The organism is Allobosea sp. TND4EK4 (assembly GCF_900156025.1).
In the GTDB taxonomy this organism is placed as follows: Bacteria; Pseudomonadota; Alphaproteobacteria; order Rhizobiales; family Beijerinckiaceae; genus Allobosea.
In genome coordinates this window covers 682813-701439 of sequence record NZ_FTMO01000001.1, presented here as the reverse complement: position 1 = coordinate 701439, position 18627 = coordinate 682813, and the positions used below count along the sequence as shown (strand labels likewise).

Below are 18627 nucleotides of genomic sequence, written 5' to 3'. Positions count from 1 at the left end.
CGGAACAATGCCAGTCGCCAAGCCGCAGGCCGGAGAAGGTTCTTCTCCGAAGCTCGCCATGAACGAAATTCTCGTCGTCGAACGCCTCGGTCAGCGCGGCGACGGCATCGTCGCGTCGCCTCCCGGCAGTGTCTTCATTCCCTTCGCCCTGCCGGGCGAGACCGTGCGCGCCGTCGTCGATGGCGAGCGCGGCCACCTCGTCGAGATCATCGCGCCCTCCGAATCGCGGATCGCCGCGATCTGCCCGCTTTTTACCCGCTGCGGCGGCTGCGCGGCCCAGCACATGGCGCCCGGCCTCTATCGGGAATGGAAGCGCCAGCAGGTCGTCACCGCGCTGGCGCGTGCCGGCATCGAGGCGCCGGTCGCGGAGGTGGTCGACGCTCATGGCGCGGGCCGCCGTCGCGTGACCTTCCATGCCCGCCTCCAAGGGGAGCAGATGATCGTCGGCTTCATGGCAGCGCGAACGCATGACCTGATCGAGGTCGAGGCCTGCCCGGTCCTGGTGCCGGGGCTGGCACGCGCACCGGCCGTGGCGCAGATGCTGGCGAACCGGCTCGGCAGCGCCAATAAACCCCTCGATATCCAGGTCACCGCCTCCGAAGCCGGGCTCGATGTCGATCTGCGCGGCCACGGCCCGCTCGGCGACAAGGCGAGGCTGGCGCTGACCGTGCTGGCTGAGCGGCTCGATCTCGCCCGTCTCTCCAACCATGGTGAGATCGTCGTCGAGCGGCGCGCGCCGCAGCAGCATATGGGCAAGGCGCTGGTCGCGCCGTCGCCCGGCGGCTTCCTGCAGGCGACGGCGCTGGGCGAGGAGACGCTGGCCGGGCTGGTGCTGGCGGCGCTGCCCAAGGGCAAGCGCGCGGCCGATCTCTTCGCCGGCTGCGGCCCCTTCAGCTTTCGCCTCGCCGAACGCATGCAGGTTCTCGCCGTCGAGAGCGACAAAGCCGCGATGCTGGCGCTCGCGCGCGGCTTCGGTGCGACGCAGGGCCTGAAAGCGATCGCGACCGAAACGCGCGACCTCTTTCGCCGCCCGCTCCTCGAACACGAACTCAATGTCTTCGACGTCGTGGTGCTCGATCCGCCGCGCGCCGGCGCGGAGGCGCAGGTGAAGCGACTGGCCGCCTCCAAGGTGAAGGACGTCATCTACGTCTCCTGCGACGTCGCCAGCTTCGCCCGCGACGCTGCGACGCTGATCGCGGGCGGTTATGCGCTGGAGGGCGTGACGCCGGTCGACCAGTTCCGCTATTCAGCCCATGTCGAGCTCGTCGGCGTGTTCCGGCGGGGCAGGAAGGGCTGAGGACAGAGCTTCAGGATGAGCACGATTCTCGATCGCATGGCCGCCATCGTCGGCGAAAAGAACGTCGTCACCGATGCCGACGCCATGGTGCCCTATCTGAAGGAGTGGCGCGATCTGTTCCGTGGCAAGGCCCAGGCCATCGTCCGGCCCGGCTCGACCGCAGAGGTGGCGGAACTGGTGAAGCTTGCGGCCGAGACCGGCACGCGGCTGGTGCCGCAAGGCGGCAATACCGGCCTCGTCGGTGGGCAGATCCCGATCGCGCAGGGCGAGGAGATCGTGCTTTCGCTCCAGCGCCTCGACAAGGTCCGTGCCGTCGATACCAACGGAGACACGATGATCGTCGAGGCGGGCGTGACGCTGAAGCGCGCGCAGGATGCGGCCGAGGCCGCGGGCCGGCTCTTTCCGCTCTCGCTCGCTTCCGAAGGCTCCTGCACCATCGGCGGCAATCTCTCGACCAATGCCGGCGGTACGGCGGTGCTCGCCTATGGCAATGCCCGCGAGCTCTGCATGGGGCTGGAGGTCGTGCTGCCGGATGGCCGCATCTGGAACGGGCTGCGCCAGCTCCGCAAGGACAACACCGGCTACGACCTCAAGGACCTGTTCATCGGGGCCGAGGGCACGCTCGGGATCATCACCGCCGCTGTGCTGAAGCTCTTCCCGCTGCCGGCGGCGCGCGCCACCGCCTTCCTTGCCGTGCCGAGCCCGCAGGCGGCGCTCGATCTGCTCAACGCAGCCAAGGCCGGCGCCGGCGGCACTCTGACGACTTTCGAGCTGATGCCGCGCATCGGCCTGGATTTCGTCCTGCGCCACGCTTCCGGCGCACGCGACCCGCTGTCGGAATCCTCCCCCTGGTATGTGCTGATGGAGGTCTCGGCCCAACAGAGCGCCGGGCTCGACGAGCATGTCGAGGCCTTCCTCGGCGAGGCGTTGGAGCAGGGCACCGTCACAGACGCCGCTCTCGCCGGCTCGCTGACCCAGCGCGCCGATTTCTGGAAGCTGCGCGAAATGCTCTCCGAGGTGCAGACCCATGAGGGCGGTTCGATCAAGCACGATGTCTCGGTGCCGGTCCATGCGACGCCGGAGTTCCTCGCCCGCGCCATCGCGGCGGTCGAGGCGATGGTGCCGGGCTGCCGGCCCGTGCCCTTCGGCCATCTCGGTGACGGCAACATCCATTTCAACGTCAGCCAGCCCGTCGGTGCCGACAAGGCCGCCTTTCTCGGCCGCTGGAGCGAGATGAACGAGGCCGTCCACGCCATCGTCGCCGAGATGCACGGCTCGATCTCCGCCGAGCACGGCATCGGCCGCCTCAAGCGCGACCTGCTGCCGGGCGTTAAGGACCCGGTCGAACTCGACCTGATGCGCGCGATCAAGCGCACGCTCGACCCGCAGGGCATCATGAATCCGGGTGCGGTGGTGCCGCAGGCGTAAGGGCTGAAGGGCGTCATCGCTGACCAGACGCGCGTCATCCCGGATCTACGCTTCGCTCCGTCCAGGGTGACGCGCGTTTTCTGGCGATGGCGCCGCGCGAGCATGAAGGTGCCCAAAAAACTGGCAGGACAGCCCTCGCCCCTGATTGACCGCCTTCGGACCCGCTTCTAGCCTCCCGCGACAATCAAAAAGGGGACGGTGGCGATGATCGGTGTTGCGCGCAGTGTTGCAAGCTTGGCACGCGGTCAGAGCAGGGGCCCGACGCGCCGCGTGACGGCGGCTCTGGCCTTCGCAAGCCTGCTCGCCGCATCGCTTCCGGCCGCTGCCCAGACTCCTCTGAAATTCACGCTCGACTGGGTCTTCCAGGGGCCGACCTCGCCCTTCCTCGTCGCGCTCGACAAGGGCTATTACAAGGCCGAGGGGCTCGACGTGACGATGGACCCCGGCCAGGGCTCGGCCGGCGCGGTCCAGCGCGTCGCCACCGGCGCCTATGACATCGGCTTTGCGGATGTGAACTCGCTGATCGAGTACAACGCCAAGAACGCCGGCAAGGAAATCCTCTGCGTCTTCATGGCCTATGACTTTCCGCCCTTCGGCGTCCATGCCCTGAAGAAGAGCGGCATCGCCAAGCCTGCCGATCTCGCCGGGAAGAAGCTCGGCGCCCCGGTCTTCGACGCCTCCTTCCGCCTCTTCCCCGCCTTCGCCAAGAAGGTCGGCCTGGATGCGGCATCCGTCCAGCACGTCAACCTGACGCCGCAGCTGCGCGAGCAGTCGCTGGTGCAGGGCACGGTCGACTTTATCTCCGGCCACTACTTCTCCTCGATCCTCGACCTGAAGGCGCGGGGCGTGAAAGCGGAGGATGTCGTCTCCTTCAACTACTCCGACTACAAGATGGATGTTTACGGCAACGGCATCATCGTCTCGCCGGCGCTGGCGGCCAGGCCCGAGGCCGTGACGGCCTTCCTGCGCGCCACAGCCAGGGCCTGGAAGGAGGTCGCCGCCAACCCGTCGCTCGGCATCGCCGCCACCAAGAAGCGTGACCCGCTGATCGACGAGAAGCTGGAGGCCGAGCGCCTCGACATGTCGCTCAGGATGAACGTGCTGACGCCCTTCGTGAAGGAAAACGGCATGGGCGACGTCGATCCCGCCCGCTTCGCCCGCTCGGTCAAGGACGTCGCCGAGGCTTTCGGCCTGCCGGCCGCGCCCGAGCCGGACAAGGTGTTCTCGTCGAAATTCCTGCCGCCCAAGGCGGAGCGGATGGTCGCGCCGTAGTCCACGGAGCCGTCATGGTCGGGCTCGGCCCAGCATCTCTCCCCAGTCCTTCCTTCCCGAGATTCTCGGGGCAAGCCCGAGAATGACGCCTGCGATGACCGCAGCCACCGAACCGCCCCTCGTCGAGCTGCGCAATGTCAGCCTGTCCTATGGCGCCGGCGCCTCGCGCATGGTCGCGCTCGAGGATGCGACGCTCTCCATCGCCAGGGGCGAATTCGTCGCGGTGGTCGGCCCGTCCGGCTGCGGCAAGTCCACCCTGATGAAGCTGGTCACCGGGCTGCTGCCGCCGACGAACGGCGATGTGCGCGTTCACGGTCAGACGGTGAAGGGCCCGATCCGCGGTGTCGGCATGGCCTTCCAGGCGCCGACGCTGATGCCGTGGCGCACGACGCTCGACAACATCCTGCTCCCGCTGGAGGTGGTCGAGCCGCATAAGCGCCGCTTCCGCGCGAACAAGGCTGAGTACGTCGCGCGCGTCGAAGCATTGCTGGCCTCGGTGGGCCTCGGCGGCTTTGGCTCGAAATATCCCTGGCAGTTGTCCGGCGGCATGCAGCAGCGTTCCAGCCTCTGCCGCTCGCTCGTCCACGAGCCAGAGATCCTGATGCTGGACGAGCCCTTCGGGGCGCTGGACGCCTTCACCCGCGAGGAACTCTGGGGCGTGATGCAGCAGCTCTGGCTGGAGCGCCGCTTCACCGCCGTACTGGTCACCCACGACCTGCGCGAGGCGGTCTATCTCGCCGACACCGTCTATGTGATGAGCCGACGCCCCGGAAAAGTGGTGATGGCCCGCAGGATCGATCTGCCGCGCCCACGCACGCTGGCGACGACCTTCGAGCCCGCCTTCGTCGATATCGTCCACGAGCTGCGCGAGCGCATCCATCTGGAGCATGCCTGATGCGGCCCCCGGCAGGACAAGATTCATGAGCGATACGCAAAGGCGCATCCTGCTCGTTGCCATGCCCTGGCTTGCCGCGCTGGCGCTGCTCCTGCTTTGGGAGGTCGCCTGCATCGTCTTCGCCGTGCCGGAGATCCTGGCGCCGCGGCCGAGCCGCATCGTCGAGGTCATGATCCAGCGCTGGGACATTCTCCTGCGCTTCTGCCTGGAGACACTCTGGACGACGATCATCGGCTTTGCCATGGCGATCGGCTTCGGCCTGCTGCTGGGGCTCGCGGTCGGCGCTTCGCCCTTCGTCTATGCGGGGCTCTACCCGCTGCTGATCGCCTTCAACGCCATCCCCAAGGTCGCGATCGTGCCGATCCTGATGATCTGGCTCGGCGTCGGGGCGCTGCCGGCGGTCATCACGGCCTTCGTCATCTCCTTCTTCCCGATCGTCGTGAACGTCGCGACGGGGCTGGCCACCATCGAGCCGGAGATGCGCGACGTGATGCGCTCGCTGGGCGCCAGCCAGTGGGAAATCCTGACCAAGGTCGGGGTGCCGCGCGCCATGCCCTATCTCTTCGCCAGCCTGAAGGTCGCGGTGACGCTGGCCTTCATCGGCTCTGTGCTGTCGGAGACGGTGGGCGGCAATCGCGGCATCGGCTTCCTGATGCTCTCGGCCGGCGCCCGCAACGACACCGCCACGACCTTCGCCGGTCTGTTCTCGATCGCGATCATGGGCATCGGCCTCTACGCGCTCTGCGCGCTGGTCGAACGGCGCATGACCCGCTGGGCCTTTCGCGGCGAGTTGGTGGGCTGACGCTTAAGGCGTTGCGACATACCCATCCCGCCGCGGGTCGGCCGCGCCGGTGAGGACACCTGTCGCCGGATCGACCGCGACCGCCTGCATCCCGCCGCAGCGCATCGTCCAGCCTACGTCGAGGGCGCGCGCGTCATGGCCTCGGTGCCGCAGCGCCGCGATCGTCTCGGGCGCGATCCGGTTCTCGATCTCGACGAGACTGCCGTCCCACAGTCGGGCTCTCGGTGCCTCGATCGCCTCCTGCAGCGGCAGGCCGAAGACGAGGTGCTGCACCATGGCCTGAGCCTGCGTCTGCATGATGCCGTAACTGCCGGGTGTTCCGAGCGCGAGCACCGGCCTGCCGTCGCGCGTCGAGATCGAGGGCGACATGCACATCGCCAGCGCGTCGCCGGGCTTCGCGCGGTTGGGGCTGCCGGTCTGGACGTCGGCCCAATAGAGGAAGTTGTTGAGGCACAGCCCCGTGCCAGGGACCACGACACCGCTGCCGAACGGGCTGCCGAGGCTCTGGGTGATGCAGATCAGGTTGCCTTCGCCGTCGGCGATGGAGAATGAGGTCGTATGGGCGGGGTCCTCGCCCTCCAGCGGTGTCCACTGCTCCGTCGGGCCGGTAACGGGTTTCCCGTCGAGCAGGCGAGCGCGCAGCCGCTCGATGGAAGGGGTGGAGAGCATTTGCGCCAGCTGGGCCGGCGCCGGATTGTTGTGGGCGATGCGCTCGCCCGCCGCGAGCCGGATCGCGCGATAGACGAGGTCGAGATGCTCCGGCCCGTCCTTCGGGTGCGCGCCGAGATCGGCCCCGTCGAGGATCGCCAGCGTCAGCAGGAACTGGAAGCCCTCGCAGGGCGGCGGCGGTACATGCACCTGAAGGTCGCGATAGCCCAGCGCCAGCGGCTCGCGCCAGACCGCCTTCACGGCCTCGAGATCGGCCATGGTCAGCGTGCCGCCGAGAGCCTGGAGATGCGCGGTCACCCGCTCGCCCAGCGCGCCGCGGTAGAAATGGTCCGGCCCGCTTTCCGCGATGTCGGTGAGCGTCCGTGCAAGATCGGCCTGCACGAGGACGTCGCCGAGGCCTGGAATGGCGCCTGGGGCGGCATAATTGGCTGTCCAGGCGGGCGCGAGAGCCGGCATCGCCTGCACCGCCGGGCCGTGCTCGGCGAACTCGTCGGCACCGAATTCGGCGAGGGCAAAGCCGTCCCGTGCCAGCGCGATGGCGGGCGCGAAGATGTCCCGCAGACTCTTGCGTCCGTAAGCTTTGACGAGTTCGCACCAGCCCGCGAGATTGCCGGGCGAGGCCACCGAAAGCGGGCCGCGGTCGAGATCGGAGCGCTGGCGGAACCGCTCGGCGGGGAAGCTCGCCGGAATGGGAGGCACGAAGTCGAGCACGCGCACGCGCGCTTCCGCCGCGACCCAGCAGGTGGCGAAGCCCATGCCGGCCAGGCCCGACATGAAGGGCTCGACCACGTTGAGCGCCGCGGCGGTTGCTGCGGCCGCATCGAAGGCGTTGCCGCCCTGCGCCAGCAGCCTCGCGCCGGCCTGTGCCGCGAGCGGATGGGCGGCGGCGACCATGCCGTGGCGGGAGGTCATGGTGGGGCGGCGGCCATGCATGCGCGTTCTCCTCGTCGCTTTCGGCGATCAGAGCATGAATCCGGCGCTAGAACAGGCTGCCTTGCCCGTCATCGGCGGGGAGGCGTGCCGCCCTGGGCGCATGACCAGTGGGCTTGGCCGCGCGGTCGGGAACGGGCGCGGCGGCCGGCTCCTGCAGCTCCGGTCCGTCGTTCGCGACCTTGTTGACCGCGTTCCCGATCGCCACCGCCTCCAGCAGATCGTCCGGCGGCGGCTTCAGCAGGTGCTGGACCTGCTGCGGCGTCGCGTTGGGGTCGAGCCAAGTCGGGTAGTCGTTCGGGTCGAGAATGACCGGGCAGCGATGGTGGATCGCAGCCATGGTTCCGTTGGCGGGGCCGGTCATCATCGCGACCGTATCGATCTCCGAGCCATCCGGCGAATGCCAGGTCTCCCACAGAGCGGCGAAGGCGAAGAAGCCGCGATCCGGGCGGCGAAACAGAAAGGGTTCTATCCGCGCGGCGCGGCCCGTCCCGCTGCGCCGCCATTCATAGAAGCCGTCCGCCGGCAGCAGGCAGCGCCGCCGCAGGAGCGCGTTTCGGAAGGATGGCTTTTCCGCCGCGCTTTCGGTGCGGATGTTGATGACGAGCGGAAAATCCTTGGGGTCCTTGACCCAGCCGGGAATGAAGCCCCAGCGCATCAGCAGGAAGCGCAGGCCATCCTGATGCGGCAGCACGACGGGAACCGGCTGCGTCGGCGCGATATTGTAGCGCGCCGGGAAATTCGGCTGTTCGCGATAGCCGAAAGCCTCGCGCATCGCTGACGGCGGCAAGGTGATCGCATAGCGTCCGCACATGTGCCGTTTAGGTCGAGACCGACCACAAAGATCAATACTTTATTTGCGGTTGGGCCAACATAGTCCCCACCGATCTGGGGTAGATGATGACCATCTCGGCGCCGAGACTTCAGGCCGGAAAGGCGGCGGAATCGAAAGAGGGGCGAGCCACGCCCCGCCTTTCGACGGATTATCTCAATCGTTTCAACGAAGCCTTGATGCTGATCGAGCTGGCGGCCACGGACGACAGCGTGATTGACGATCTCAAGGCCTGGGTCAGCCTCGGCTACCGCGAGCACTTCCAGGCTTCGAGACTGCGGTGGGCGGCCGAGACCATCTGCGCCTATGATCGCGTCGACGCCGGGCGCCGGAGGGGCTTCGAGCAGACCTGCGCCGCGATGACGAGGCTGATCCGGACCATGACGGCGCTGCTGTCGGAGAAGCCGCATCGCCCTGAATTGCCGGTCATCGTCGAGGTGGCGAGCGAGGCGTTGCGCAGGCTCATCGGCCGCACGACGCATTTCATCAACGCCAACGGCACCATCGACCTGACGACGGTGGAGGATCGCTCGCTGCAGGCGGACGTCGACGCGTTGCTGGCGCGATAGCCCGAGCACCCCGAACGAGCTCGGTCCCGGGTTCAGCCCTGGCGGGCGCACACCAGGAATTCGCGATTGCCGTCGCCACCCGCGATCGGCGAGGGGATCGGCCCCGCAACGCTGAAGCCGAGATCGCCCAGCAGGGCGACGATCCCGGCGCAGACCTCGGCCTGCACCGTCTCGTCGCGCACGATTCCCTTCTTCAGAGCGGCGCGCCCGGCCTCGAATTGCGGCTTGATCAGCGCCGCGATCCGGGCTCGCGGGGCCAGCAGCGCGGCGACCGCCGGCAGCACCAGCCTGAGCGAGATGAAGCTGACATCGATCGCCGCCAACTCCGGCTGTCCCGGCAGCATGGCCGGCGCGAGCGTCCGGATGTCCTGCCCTTCAAGGCTGGTGACGCGGGGATCGTTGCGCAGCGAAGCGTGGAGCTGGTCGCGCCCGACATCGACGGCCACGACGTGGCGCGCGCCGCGCTTCAACAGCAGATCGGTGAAGCCGCCCGTCGACGAGCCGACATCGAGGCAGAGCAGGCCTGCGGGATCGAGGCCGAAGGCGTCGAGCGCGCCGGCGAGCTTCAGCCCGCCCCGCGAAACGTAAGGGTGCAGCGCCTGCGCGGCCAGCACCGCATCCGCGGCGAGCATGTCGGAGGCCTTGCGCACCGGATGGCCGTCCGCGACCACGAGCCCGGCCGCGATCGCGGCCTGCGCCCGGGCCCGGCTTTCGAAGACGCCGCGCTCGACAAGGAGCTGGTCGGCCCGCTTCTTCATCGGGCGCCGTTCAGGCGCGCTTGACGGCGCTCGGTGCGCCGAGCGCCTTTTCGACCGCCGCGACGATGCCGGCGGCGTCAAGGCCGGCGGCGGCGTACATCGCGTCCGGCTTGTCGTGGTCCTGATAGACGTCCGGCAAGGTCAGCGCGCGCACCTTGAGGCCGGCATCCAGCGCCCCGTTCTGCGCCAGCAGATGCAGCACATGACTGCCGAAACCGCCGACGGAACCCTCCTCGATGGTGACGAGGATCTCGTGCTCGCGCGCCAGCTTGAGGATCAGCTCCTGGTCCAGCGGCTTGGCGAAGCGGGCATCGGCCACCGTGGTGGAGAGCCCGCGCTGGGCGAGCAGATCGGCGGCCTTCAGCGCCTCTCCGAGCCGCGTGCCGAGCGAGAGCAGGGCGATCTGCGTGCCCTGCCGCACCACGCGGCCCCTGCCGATGGGCAGGGGCACGCCGACATCCGGCAGCTCGACGCCGACGCCTTCGCCACGCGGATAGCGGAAGGCGATCGGGCCGTCGTCATAGGCTGCGGCGGTCGCGACCATATGGGTCAGCTCCGCCTCATCGGCCGCCGCCATCACCACCATGTCGGGCAGGCAGGCGAGATAGGCGACGTCGAAGGAGCCGGCATGGGTCGCGCCGTCGGCGCCGACGAGCCCGGCCCGGTCGAGCGCGAAGCGCACCGGCAGCTTTTGCAGGGCGACGTCGTGGACGATCTGGTCGTAGGCGCGCTGCATGAAGGTCGAGTAGATCGCGACGAAGGGCTTGTAGCCCTCGGTCGCCAGGCCCGCCGCGAAGGTCACCGCATGCTGCTCGGCTATGCCGACATCGAAGGTGCGTTCCGGAAAGACCTTGCCGAACGAGTCGAGCCCCGTGCCGGAGGGCATCGCCGCCGTCACCGCGACGATCTTCTCGTCCTCGTGGGCTTGCTTGATCAGCGCATTGGCGAAGACGCCGGTATAGCTCGGCGCGTTGGCCGGCGCCTTGGCCTGCTGCCCGGTGACGGGATCGAACCGGACGACGCCGTGGTACTTGTCGGCGCTGGCTTCGGCCGGGCCGTAGCCCTTGCCCTTCTGCGTCACCACATGGACGAGGATGGGCCCGTCGCCGGCATCGCGCACATTGCGCAGCACGGGCAGCAGATGGTCGAGATTATGGCCGTCGATCGGCCCGACATAGTAGAAGCCCAGCTCCTCGAACAGCGTGCCGCCCGTAAAGAAGCTGCGTGCGAACTCCTCGGTGCGCTTGGCCTTCTCGTGGAAGAACCGCGGCAGCCGCTCGGCGAGGTGCTTTCCAATCTCGCGCAGCGAGCGATAGGTCCGCCCCGAGACGAGGCGCGCGAGATAGGCTGACATCGCGCCGACCGGCGGGGCGATCGACATGTCGTTGTCGTTGAGGATGACGATCAGGCGCGAGCCCAGCGCTCCGGCATTGTTCATCGCCTCATAGGCCATGCCCGCCGACATCGCCCCGTCGCCGATCACGGCGATGACGTTGTTGCGCCCGCCCGCCAGATCCCGCCCGACGGCCATGCCGAGACCGGCCGAGATCGAGGTCGAGGAATGAGCCGCGCCGAAGGGGTCGTATTCGCTCTCCGAGCGCTTGGTGAAGCCGGAAAGGCCGCCCGGCTGGCGCAGGGTGCGGATGCGCTCGCGCCGTCCGGTCAGGATCTTGTGCGGATAGGCCTGGTGCCCGACATCCCAGATCAGCCGGTCGCGGGGGGTGTCGAAGACGTGGTGCAGCGCGACGGTGAGTTCGACGACGCCCAGCCCCGCGCCGAGATGCCCGCCGGTGACCGAGACGGCATCGATCGTCTCGAGCCTGAGCTCATCCGCCACCTGCCTCAGCTCGGCATCGCCGAGCCGGCGCAGATCGGCCGGATCATGGATCGTATCGAGCAGGGGCGTGGAAGGGCGGGGCGTGGAAGGGCGGGGCACGAAGCATTCCGTTGCCAGGGAGAACAGCCTCCTCAAATAGGGGCTGGGGCGGGCGGTGGCAAACCGAATGCAAAGGACAGCTTCGTCATGCTCGGGCGAAGACCGAGCATCTCGGGCCTGTCGAGGCACGGAAACTCGACTTTGCCACGATTCTCGGGTCAGGTCCGAGAATGACCGCCGGCCGACGAGGTCAGGGCCCTTCCGGCAGCGGGATGAACTCCGCCTCGTCGCCAGGCACCGTGTCGAACCGGCCGGTCTTCCATTCCTGCTTGGCCTGCTCGATCCGCTCCTTCGAGGAGGAGACGAAGTTCCACCAGATGTTGCGCGGCCCGTCCATCGGCTCGCCACCGACCAGCATCACGCGGCTCTGGTCGATGGCCAGGATCGAGATGCGGTCGCCTGGCTTGAAGACGAGGAGCTGGCCGGCGCCGAACTCCTCCCCGGCGATGTCGATCTTGCCCGAGACGACATAGACCGCCCGCTCGTCGTAATCGGGGTCGAGCGGCAGGATCGCGCCGGGCGACAGCACGGCTTCGGCATAGAGCGCGTCCCATGGGAATGTCACCGGCGAGGTCTGGCCATAGGCCGAGCCCATGATCAGGCTGATGCGCTTGCCGCCCTCGACGATGCGCGGAAGCGCCTCGGCGCCGTGATGCGCGAAGGCCGGCGCGGTCTCCTCATGCGTCTTCGGCAAGGCGAGCCAGGCCTGGATTCCGTAGAGCCTCGGGCCGGTGGCACGCGCCTCCAGCCCCGTGCGCTCGGAATGGACGATGCCGCGACCGGCCGTCATCAGGTTGACCGCGCCCGGCCGGATTGCCAGCGCGGTCCCCAGCGAATCGCGGTGCATGATCTCGCCGTCAAAGAGATAGGTCACGGTCGAGAGTCCGATATGCGGATGCGGGCGGACATCCAGCCCCTCGCCGAGATGGAATTCGGCCGGCCCCATCTGGTCGAAGAAGATGAAGGGCCCCACCATCCGCTGGCCGATCGCCGGCAAGGCGCGGCGAACCTGAAAGCCGCCGAGATCGTGCGAGCGCGGCACGATCACCTTCTCGATCGCGTCGCAGGAGCGGGCATCGCCCAGGATCGGGTCTTCGGCGGGCAATTGCGACATGGATAGCCTCCTGTTTGAAGGAAAGCTGGACCTGATGCAGGCCTGCCGCAACCAAGTCAGGCGCAAGCCGCCGATGGCATGCCGGCAATGCGGCGGTCCGTCACCTCGCTCAGTTATCGACGTCCAGCGGTGCGGTTCCCGTCGGTTTGCCGTCAGCGCCGAGCGTGATCTTTTCGATGCGCGCTTCCGCCTGCTTCAGCAGCGCGTCGCAGCGCGCCTTCAGCGCTTCGCCGCGGGTGTAGATCGCGATCGATTCCTCGAGTGGCACGTCGCCGCGCTCCAGGCGGGCGACGATGCCCTCGAGTTCCTTCAGGGCCGCCTCGAAGGGCAGGGCGGCGACGTCGGCATCGGTCTTGATGTTCGCTTCGCTCAACGGTCTGATTCCTTGTTGCCGCAAGCTTATCCGCCGCAACGGCGCCCGCCGCAACCCATCAGACCGGCAGCGCCGAGGTCTTCTTGATCGTCCGCAACGTCAGGGTCGACTGCACGCGGGTCACGCCCGGCAATTGCGTGATGATGTCGGTGTGGATGCGCTCGAAATCGGCGCTGTCGCGGTAGATCACCCGCATCAGGTAATCATGCGCCCCGGCAAGCAGATGGCATTCGAGGATTTCCGGCAGGCTCTGCACCGCCTGCTCGAAGCTCTCCAGCGACGCGCGGCCCTGCTGGTCGAGCGTGACGAAGACGAAGGCTGTGCCGGGAAAGCCGGCGATCTTGTCGTCGAGCATCATCGCATAGCCGCGGATCAGCCCGCTCTCCTCGAGCTGGCGGACGCGGCGCAGGCAGGCCGAGGGCGACAGATGCACCTTCTCGGCGAGATCGGAATTGGTGATACGCCCGTCCTGCTGGAGAATCCTCAGGATCGAGCGGTCGCGGGAATCGAGTTCGATGGTCATGACGCTGCCGGTGCCCTCCCCGGCGTGATCAATCGTCGCAAAATATGCCCGATGCAAGCAATCTCCTGCATCGATTGCGAGCAGGCGCGAATAAAGTCACGGCGTTGCCGCCTCTATCCGCATGAAGATGCACCTGAGAGCCCCTGCTGCCGGGACGCCAGCGGCATGATGAATGGCGTGCCCTCGAAGGCGTCTGCGCCTCGTCCGATCCGTGCGATCGCACGGATCATCCGCCCGCCTCGGCCGAGCGCGCCATCCGCCAGGGCGATAAGCCGCGGATTGGGCGTGGCGGATGGCGCCGCACGCCGCAATGCATCGGCGGCCTCTTCCTCGTCGCGCTCGGGAGCGAGCGCGCAGGCCGCGATATAGGCCGCGGCGGTCGAACGGCTGATGCCGGCCCAGCAATGCACCACCATCGGCGCCTCCCGGTCCCAGCTCCGCATGAAGCCGATGAGGCGTTCCATCTCCTGCACGCCCGCCAGCACATGCCCATCCATCGGCTGGCTGATGTCGGAGAGGCCCAGAAACAGGTGCCGCTCCGCTGCGATGGAGGGAGGGCGCTCGACCGCCGTGCCGACGTTGATCAGCGTGACGAGATGGCTCGCCCGGCAAGCCGCCACGGTGGCGGCGAGCTTCGACAGGGGGGCGACATGCAGGGTGGGCACCGGCAACTCCATCGGACGCGAGGGGAGGGCGATCGTCCCGCGTCGGACCAGAACGTCATGACGATGGTCGGATCGCGCCCCCCAGAGCGGTCATCTTAACGCGGCTTCGGCGGCATCGACAGCGGCTGCCGGGTGTGGGAAGGAGCCGCGGCCGACCCATCCCTAGCTAGACGAGCCTCGATGAATCTCTGGTTTCGCCTGATCTGGCTCCTTCTGACAGCTCGGTTCAGGCCGCGGCTGGCTCTGCCGGAGAGAGCCTCCGACCTGTCCTTTCAGGTCTGGCCGCATGATCTCGACACCAGCCTTCACATGAACAATGGCCGCTACTGGTCGCTCATGGATCTCGGCCGTACCGATCTCGTCCTGCGCAGCGGCCTCTGGCGGGCCATCCTGCGCTATCGCTGGCTGCCCGTGGTCAATGCCGGCACCATCCGTTTCCGGAGGGAGCTGCGGGCGTTCCGCAAGTTCCGGCTCGAGACCCGGATTCTGTGCTGGAGCGAGCACTGGCTCGTCATCCAGCACCGCGTCCTGACCACGAGCCGCCGCGGGGACGAGATTCTGGCTGCGGTCGCGCTGGTCCGGGCCGCGATCTATGACCGGCAGGCCAAGGCCTATGTCCCGGTCGCGCGCCTTCTCGCCGAAATGGGCATCGAGGCGCAGAGCCCCGAGCCGACCCCCGAGGTCGCCGCCTTCCTGGCGTCCGAGCAGGTGCTGCGGGAAGCGACCGCGACGCCGCGCTAGAAGGGGAGCGGTCCCGCCTTCCGGCCGCTCACTCCGCCGCGAGCCGCGTCGCCCGCCACTGAGCCAGCAGCGCCCGCAGCGCCGCGGGCTTCAGCGGCTTGTTGAGCAGGTGCACATCGAGCGCTGCGGCCGCCTCGCGCACCTGCGGCGAGCGGTCGGCTGTCAGCAGGATCGCGGGCATCGGCGTGCGCGCGCGGGCTCGCAGCGCCGAGATCGCCGTCAGCCCGTTGCCGTGATCGAGATGGTAGTCCGCGATCAGCACATCGGCCTCGTTCCGGCTGCCGACATGGGGCAGCGCCTCGTCGAGCCCTGGGGCGATCGTCACCCGGCAGCCCCAGCCCTCGAGCAGCCGCTTCATGCCGTCGAGGATCGTGGGCTCGTTGTCGATCACCAGCAGCCGCATGCCGGCGAGCTGGCCGGCCGGGGTCTGCCGCGGCGCCGCGCCGGTCGACATCGCCGGCAGCGGCGCGGCGCGCGGCACCAGCAGCGAGAAGCGCGTGCCGCGGCCGGGCGCCGAATCGAGCGTCAGCCCGTGGTCGAGGGCGCGTGCGATGCGCTGGACGATCGAGAGGCCGAGACCAAGCCCGCGCGCCACCCGCGCGCCCTGGTCGAGACGCTGGAACTCGCGGAACACGGTCTTCTGCTTGCTCTGGGGAATGCCGAGCCCGGTATCCAGCACCTCGAGCGCGATCTGGTTGCCGCGCCTGCGGCAGCCGACCAGGACCTTGCCGTTCGGGGTGTATTTGATGGCGTTCGACACGAGGTTCTGAAGCAGGCGCCTGAGGAGGCGCCGGTCGGACCTGACCGCGAGCCCGGTCGGCATGAAGACGAGCTTCAGCCCCCGCTCCTGGGCGCTCGGCTCGAATTCGCGCTGCAATTGACGCATCAGCTCGTCGAGCCGGAAGGCGGTGATCTCCGGCTTCAGCGCGCCGCCGTCCAGCCGCGAGATCTCCAGCAGCGCGGTCAGGATCTCCTCGACCGCGTCCAGCGAGGCGTCGATGTTTTCGGCGAGGTCCGGCTGGCCGGCATTCCTGTCGCGCTCGACCAGCGACGTCGCATAGAGCCGCGCCGCGTTGAGCGGCTGCAGGATGTCGTGGCTCGCCGCCGCGAGAAAGCGCGTCTTTGAGGCGTTGGCAGCTTCCGCTTCCGCCTTCGCGCGCTGGAGCTCCGCATTGACATGCAGCAGTTCCTCGGTGCGCTCGGCGACGCGCCGCTCCAGGCTCTCATTGGTGCGCTCCAGCTCCTCCTCGCCGGCCACCGTCTCCGTGATGTCGGTGTAGGTCGTGACGAAGCCGCCATCCGGCAGGGAGTTGGTGCGGACCTCGATGACCTTCTTGGACGGGTACAGCTTCAGGCGCACCGGCTCGCGGTCCCTCACGAAGCTCTCCAGCCGCGCCGCCATCAGCTCGTCGCGCGCGCCGTCGCCATAGGCGCCGCGCGCCGCGTTATAGCGGACGATCTCGTCGAGCCCCGTGCCGAACCGCACCAGCGACGGCGGCAGGTCGTAAAGCTGCAGGAAGGCCTGGTTCCAGGCGAGCAGCCTGAGGTCGCGGTCGAGCACGGTGATGCCCTGCCCGGCATGGTCGAGGCCATGCTGGAGGATGTCGCGATTGTATTGCAGCGCGGCCGAGGCATCGTCGAGGAGCTTGAAGGCGGCCTCGGTCGTGAGATTGCGGCGCTTCAGCAGGAGCGAGAGCACGAGGCGCGAGGAGGCGGCGCCGATCGCTGAGGAGAGCAGATGTTCGCCGAAGCGCAGCAGGTGGATGTCGACGTCGCGCGCGGCGTCTGGCTCCTCGCCGCGGCCGTGGTTGAAGCTCTCGAAGGCGCGCTCCGTCCGCTCGCGGCCGAGATAGCGGGCGATCGTCGCCTGCAGTTCGCTCTCGGTGACGCTGGTGCGCCACAGCGAGAAGGTCTGCGCCATCGTGCCCCGGTCCGATTCGACGAAGGCATTGGCCTGCAGGCGCTCCATCGCATTGGCGGGCCGCAGCAGCGAGAAGCCGACATAGGCGAGGATATTGAGCCCCAGGCTCCAGAACACGCCGTGCGCCAGGGGCGGAAGACCAAGCCCGAGCAGGGATTCAGGCCGCAGGACGCCGGCCCCGAACGGGCCCTCCGTGACCATTTCGCTCCACCAGCTTCCCGGGATGACGAGGCTCGGCATCAGCAGCGTGTAGGCCCAGACGACGGTCCCTACGATCAGCCCGGCCGCAGCCCCCAGCGCCGTCCCGCGCCGCCAGATCAGCCCGCCAAGGAAGGCCGGTGCGATCTGCGCGGTGGCGGCGAAGGAGAGCAGGCCGATCGAGACCAGCGCCGCCTCGCCCGACGCGCGGTAGTAGAGGTAGCCCAGCAGGATGACGACGACGATGCTGACCCGCCGCAGGATCACCAACTGCGAGCCGAGGTCGCCGCCCGCATCGCTCTGGACTCCGTCCCCGGTCGTCGGGCGCTCGTTGCGGCCGTGGTCGCCAAGCGCGCGCCGGCCGCGCAGCAGCAGCGGCATGACGAGGTGGTTCGAGATCATGATCGCCAGCGCGACCGACGCGACGATCACCATCGCGGTCGCGGCCGAAAGGCCCCCGACGAAGACCGCGAGCGCGACCAGGCCTGCCTCCCGCTGGAGGGGCAGCAGCAGCACGGTCATGTCGCGGTCGATGCCACCGCCCGGCATCAGGATCTCGCCGGCCGCCGCCAGCGGCAGGACGAACAGGTTGATCAGAACGAGGTAGAGCGGGAACATCCAGGCGGCGCGCCGGACATCGCGCACGTCGCGGTTCTCGACGATCGTCATGTGGAACTGCCGCGCCAGCAGCAGGGCGGCGCAGCTCGACAGCAGAGTCAGGGTCAGGAAAGTGGGCCAGCTCGAGGTCCGCTCCCAGATTGGCGGCAGATTGCCGAGCGGCTGCGCTGCGCGGGCCAGCAATTCTCCGGACCCGCCGAAAAGCCCGTAGACGACGAAGACGCCGAGCACGAGGAAGGCGACGAGCTTGACGAGGGACTCGACCGCTATGGCGAGGACGAGTCCGTCCTGATGCTCGGTGGCGTCGATGTGCCGGGTGCCGAAGGCGCAGGCGAAGCCGGCCAGCACCAGCGCGACCAGGAGGGGCAGGTCCCCCAGCAGCGGCATGTCCACGGTCGGCGCATGAGTACCCGTCGCCGCGAGGAACACCGAGAGGGAGTTGGCCACCGCCTTCAACTGCAGCGCGATATAGGGCAGGGCGCCGATCACCGCGACGATGCAGACCAGCGCAGCGACACGCTCGCTCTTGCCGTAGCGTGCGCCGACGAAATCCGCGATCGAGGTGATGTTCTGCGACTTGGCGATGCTGACGAGCCGCTCGACGAAGCGGTGCCCGAGGCCAATGACCAGGATCGGCCCGACATAGATGCCGAGGAAGTCGAAGCCGGCCCGGCTGGCGAAGCCGACCGAGCCGTAGAAGGTCCATGAGGTGCAGTAGACGCCGAGCGCCAGGGCATAGATCGTTGCCCGCCAGCGCCCGGTCATCAACCTGCGGCCGGACGTATCGGCGATATGGGCGACGGCGAAGAGCGCGCAGAGATAGGCCAGCGCGACGAGCACGACGGACCAGGCCGGGATCACGGGCGGGCCCGGTCGGGTTCGGCCATGGCGCAGGCTGAGGAGGTCGTCATGGCGTTTCCGGTTGGTCCGCGCCGAGCTTAGCCAAGCATTGTCGCCGCTACCATAGGTCTATCGGCGGCTTTGCGGGATGAGGCGCCTCTTTCCTGCATTCTGTTGTTGAATGCGGGTTTCCCGGCGTCGCAGTCATGGTCTAGCGTCGTCCCCAATCGAAGACCGTCTCGTCGA

16 protein-coding genes are annotated in these 18627 nt (G+C 68.3%); 7 read left to right on the top strand and 9 right to left on the bottom strand.

Annotation, left to right across the window (positions count from 1 at the left end; all coding sequences use genetic code 11):
- Positions 1-58 precede the first annotated feature (58 nt).
- The 5 genes from BW981_RS03410 (at position 59) to BW981_RS03390 (ending at position 5694) form a co-directional block, all read left to right on the top strand.
- On the top strand, positions 59-1297 hold the full coding sequence (locus tag BW981_RS03410; protein ID WP_076436199.1) for a class I SAM-dependent RNA methyltransferase: 1239 nt from the start codon (positions 59-61) through the stop codon (positions 1295-1297).
- A gap of 15 nt (positions 1298-1312) precedes the next feature.
- Positions 1313-2725 carry an FAD-binding oxidoreductase gene (locus BW981_RS03405; RefSeq protein ID WP_076436197.1) on the top strand — a complete coding sequence of 471 codons (1413 nt, stop codon included), beginning with the start codon at positions 1313-1315 and terminating at the stop codon, positions 2723-2725.
- Positions 2726-2995: 270 nt separating this feature from the next.
- Positions 2996-3997: an ABC transporter substrate-binding protein gene (locus BW981_RS03400; RefSeq protein WP_076436195.1), complete on the top strand. Its 1002-nt coding sequence runs from the start codon at positions 2996-2998 to the stop codon at positions 3995-3997.
- Between the two features lie 94 nt (positions 3998-4091).
- Positions 4092-4892 (top strand): ABC transporter ATP-binding protein, encoded by an 801-nt coding sequence (locus BW981_RS03395; RefSeq protein WP_076436799.1) that lies wholly within the window; start codon positions 4092-4094, stop codon positions 4890-4892.
- Between the two features lie 25 nt (positions 4893-4917).
- Positions 4918-5694 (top strand): ABC transporter permease, encoded by a 777-nt coding sequence (locus BW981_RS03390; protein ID WP_076436192.1) that lies wholly within the window; start codon positions 4918-4920, stop codon positions 5692-5694.
- Between the two features lie 3 nt (positions 5695-5697).
- On the opposite strand, the gene BW981_RS03385 is transcribed toward BW981_RS03390, so the two are convergent.
- Together BW981_RS03385 and BW981_RS03380 are read right to left on the bottom strand one after the other, a co-directional pair.
- Positions 5698-7296 carry a gamma-glutamyltransferase family protein gene (locus BW981_RS03385; protein ID WP_076436189.1) on the bottom strand — a complete coding sequence of 533 codons (1599 nt, stop codon included), beginning with the start codon at positions 7294-7296 and terminating at the stop codon, positions 5698-5700.
- Between the two features lie 46 nt (positions 7297-7342).
- Positions 7343-8107 (bottom strand): SOS response-associated peptidase, encoded by a 765-nt coding sequence (locus BW981_RS03380; protein WP_076436187.1) that lies wholly within the window; start codon positions 8105-8107, stop codon positions 7343-7345.
- A gap of 83 nt (positions 8108-8190) precedes the next feature.
- Between BW981_RS03380 and BW981_RS03375 the strand changes: the two genes are divergently transcribed.
- On the top strand, positions 8191-8694 hold the full coding sequence (locus tag BW981_RS03375; RefSeq protein WP_076436185.1) for a hypothetical protein: 504 nt from the start codon (positions 8191-8193) through the stop codon (positions 8692-8694).
- Positions 8695-8726: 32 nt separating this feature from the next.
- On the opposite strand, the gene BW981_RS03370 is transcribed toward BW981_RS03375, so the two are convergent.
- The 6 genes from BW981_RS03370 to BW981_RS03345 all read right to left on the bottom strand — a co-directional run bounded on the left by BW981_RS03370 (position 8727) and on the right by BW981_RS03345 (position 14063).
- Positions 8727-9452 carry a TlyA family RNA methyltransferase gene (locus tag BW981_RS03370; RefSeq protein ID WP_076436183.1) on the bottom strand — a complete coding sequence of 242 codons (726 nt, stop codon included), beginning with the start codon at positions 9450-9452 and terminating at the stop codon, positions 8727-8729.
- 10 nt (positions 9453-9462) lie between these two features.
- Complete coding sequence (dxs, locus tag BW981_RS03365) at positions 9463-11388, bottom strand: 1-deoxy-D-xylulose-5-phosphate synthase (protein ID WP_076436181.1); 1926 nt, start codon at positions 11386-11388, stop codon at positions 9463-9465.
- A 190-nt stretch (positions 11389-11578) separates the two neighbouring features.
- Positions 11579-12502, bottom strand: coding sequence for a pirin family protein (locus BW981_RS03360; protein WP_076436179.1), 924 nt, complete (start codon positions 12500-12502; stop codon positions 11579-11581).
- Between the two features lie 109 nt (positions 12503-12611).
- A complete protein-coding gene (locus BW981_RS03355; RefSeq protein WP_076436177.1) occupies positions 12612-12875 on the bottom strand; it encodes an exodeoxyribonuclease VII small subunit in 264 nt (87 codons plus the stop codon).
- A gap of 58 nt (positions 12876-12933) precedes the next feature.
- A complete protein-coding gene (locus BW981_RS03350) occupies positions 12934-13398 on the bottom strand; it encodes an Lrp/AsnC family transcriptional regulator (RefSeq protein WP_173049670.1) in 465 nt (154 codons plus the stop codon).
- A 113-nt stretch (positions 13399-13511) separates the two neighbouring features.
- Positions 13512-14063, bottom strand: a complete 552-nt coding sequence (locus BW981_RS03345) for a tyrosine phosphatase family protein (RefSeq protein WP_076436797.1) — start codon at positions 14061-14063, stop codon at positions 13512-13514.
- A gap of 180 nt (positions 14064-14243) precedes the next feature.
- Between BW981_RS03345 and BW981_RS03340 the strand changes: the two genes are divergently transcribed.
- Positions 14244-14804 (top strand): thioesterase family protein, encoded by a 561-nt coding sequence (locus BW981_RS03340; protein ID WP_076436174.1) that lies wholly within the window; start codon positions 14244-14246, stop codon positions 14802-14804.
- Between the two features lie 28 nt (positions 14805-14832).
- Here the strand turns inward: BW981_RS03340 and BW981_RS03335 are convergent, their stop codons facing one another.
- Complete coding sequence (locus BW981_RS03335; protein WP_076436172.1) at positions 14833-18402, bottom strand: hybrid sensor histidine kinase/response regulator; 3570 nt, start codon at positions 18400-18402, stop codon at positions 14833-14835.
- Positions 18403-18627: the final 225 nt, after the last annotated feature.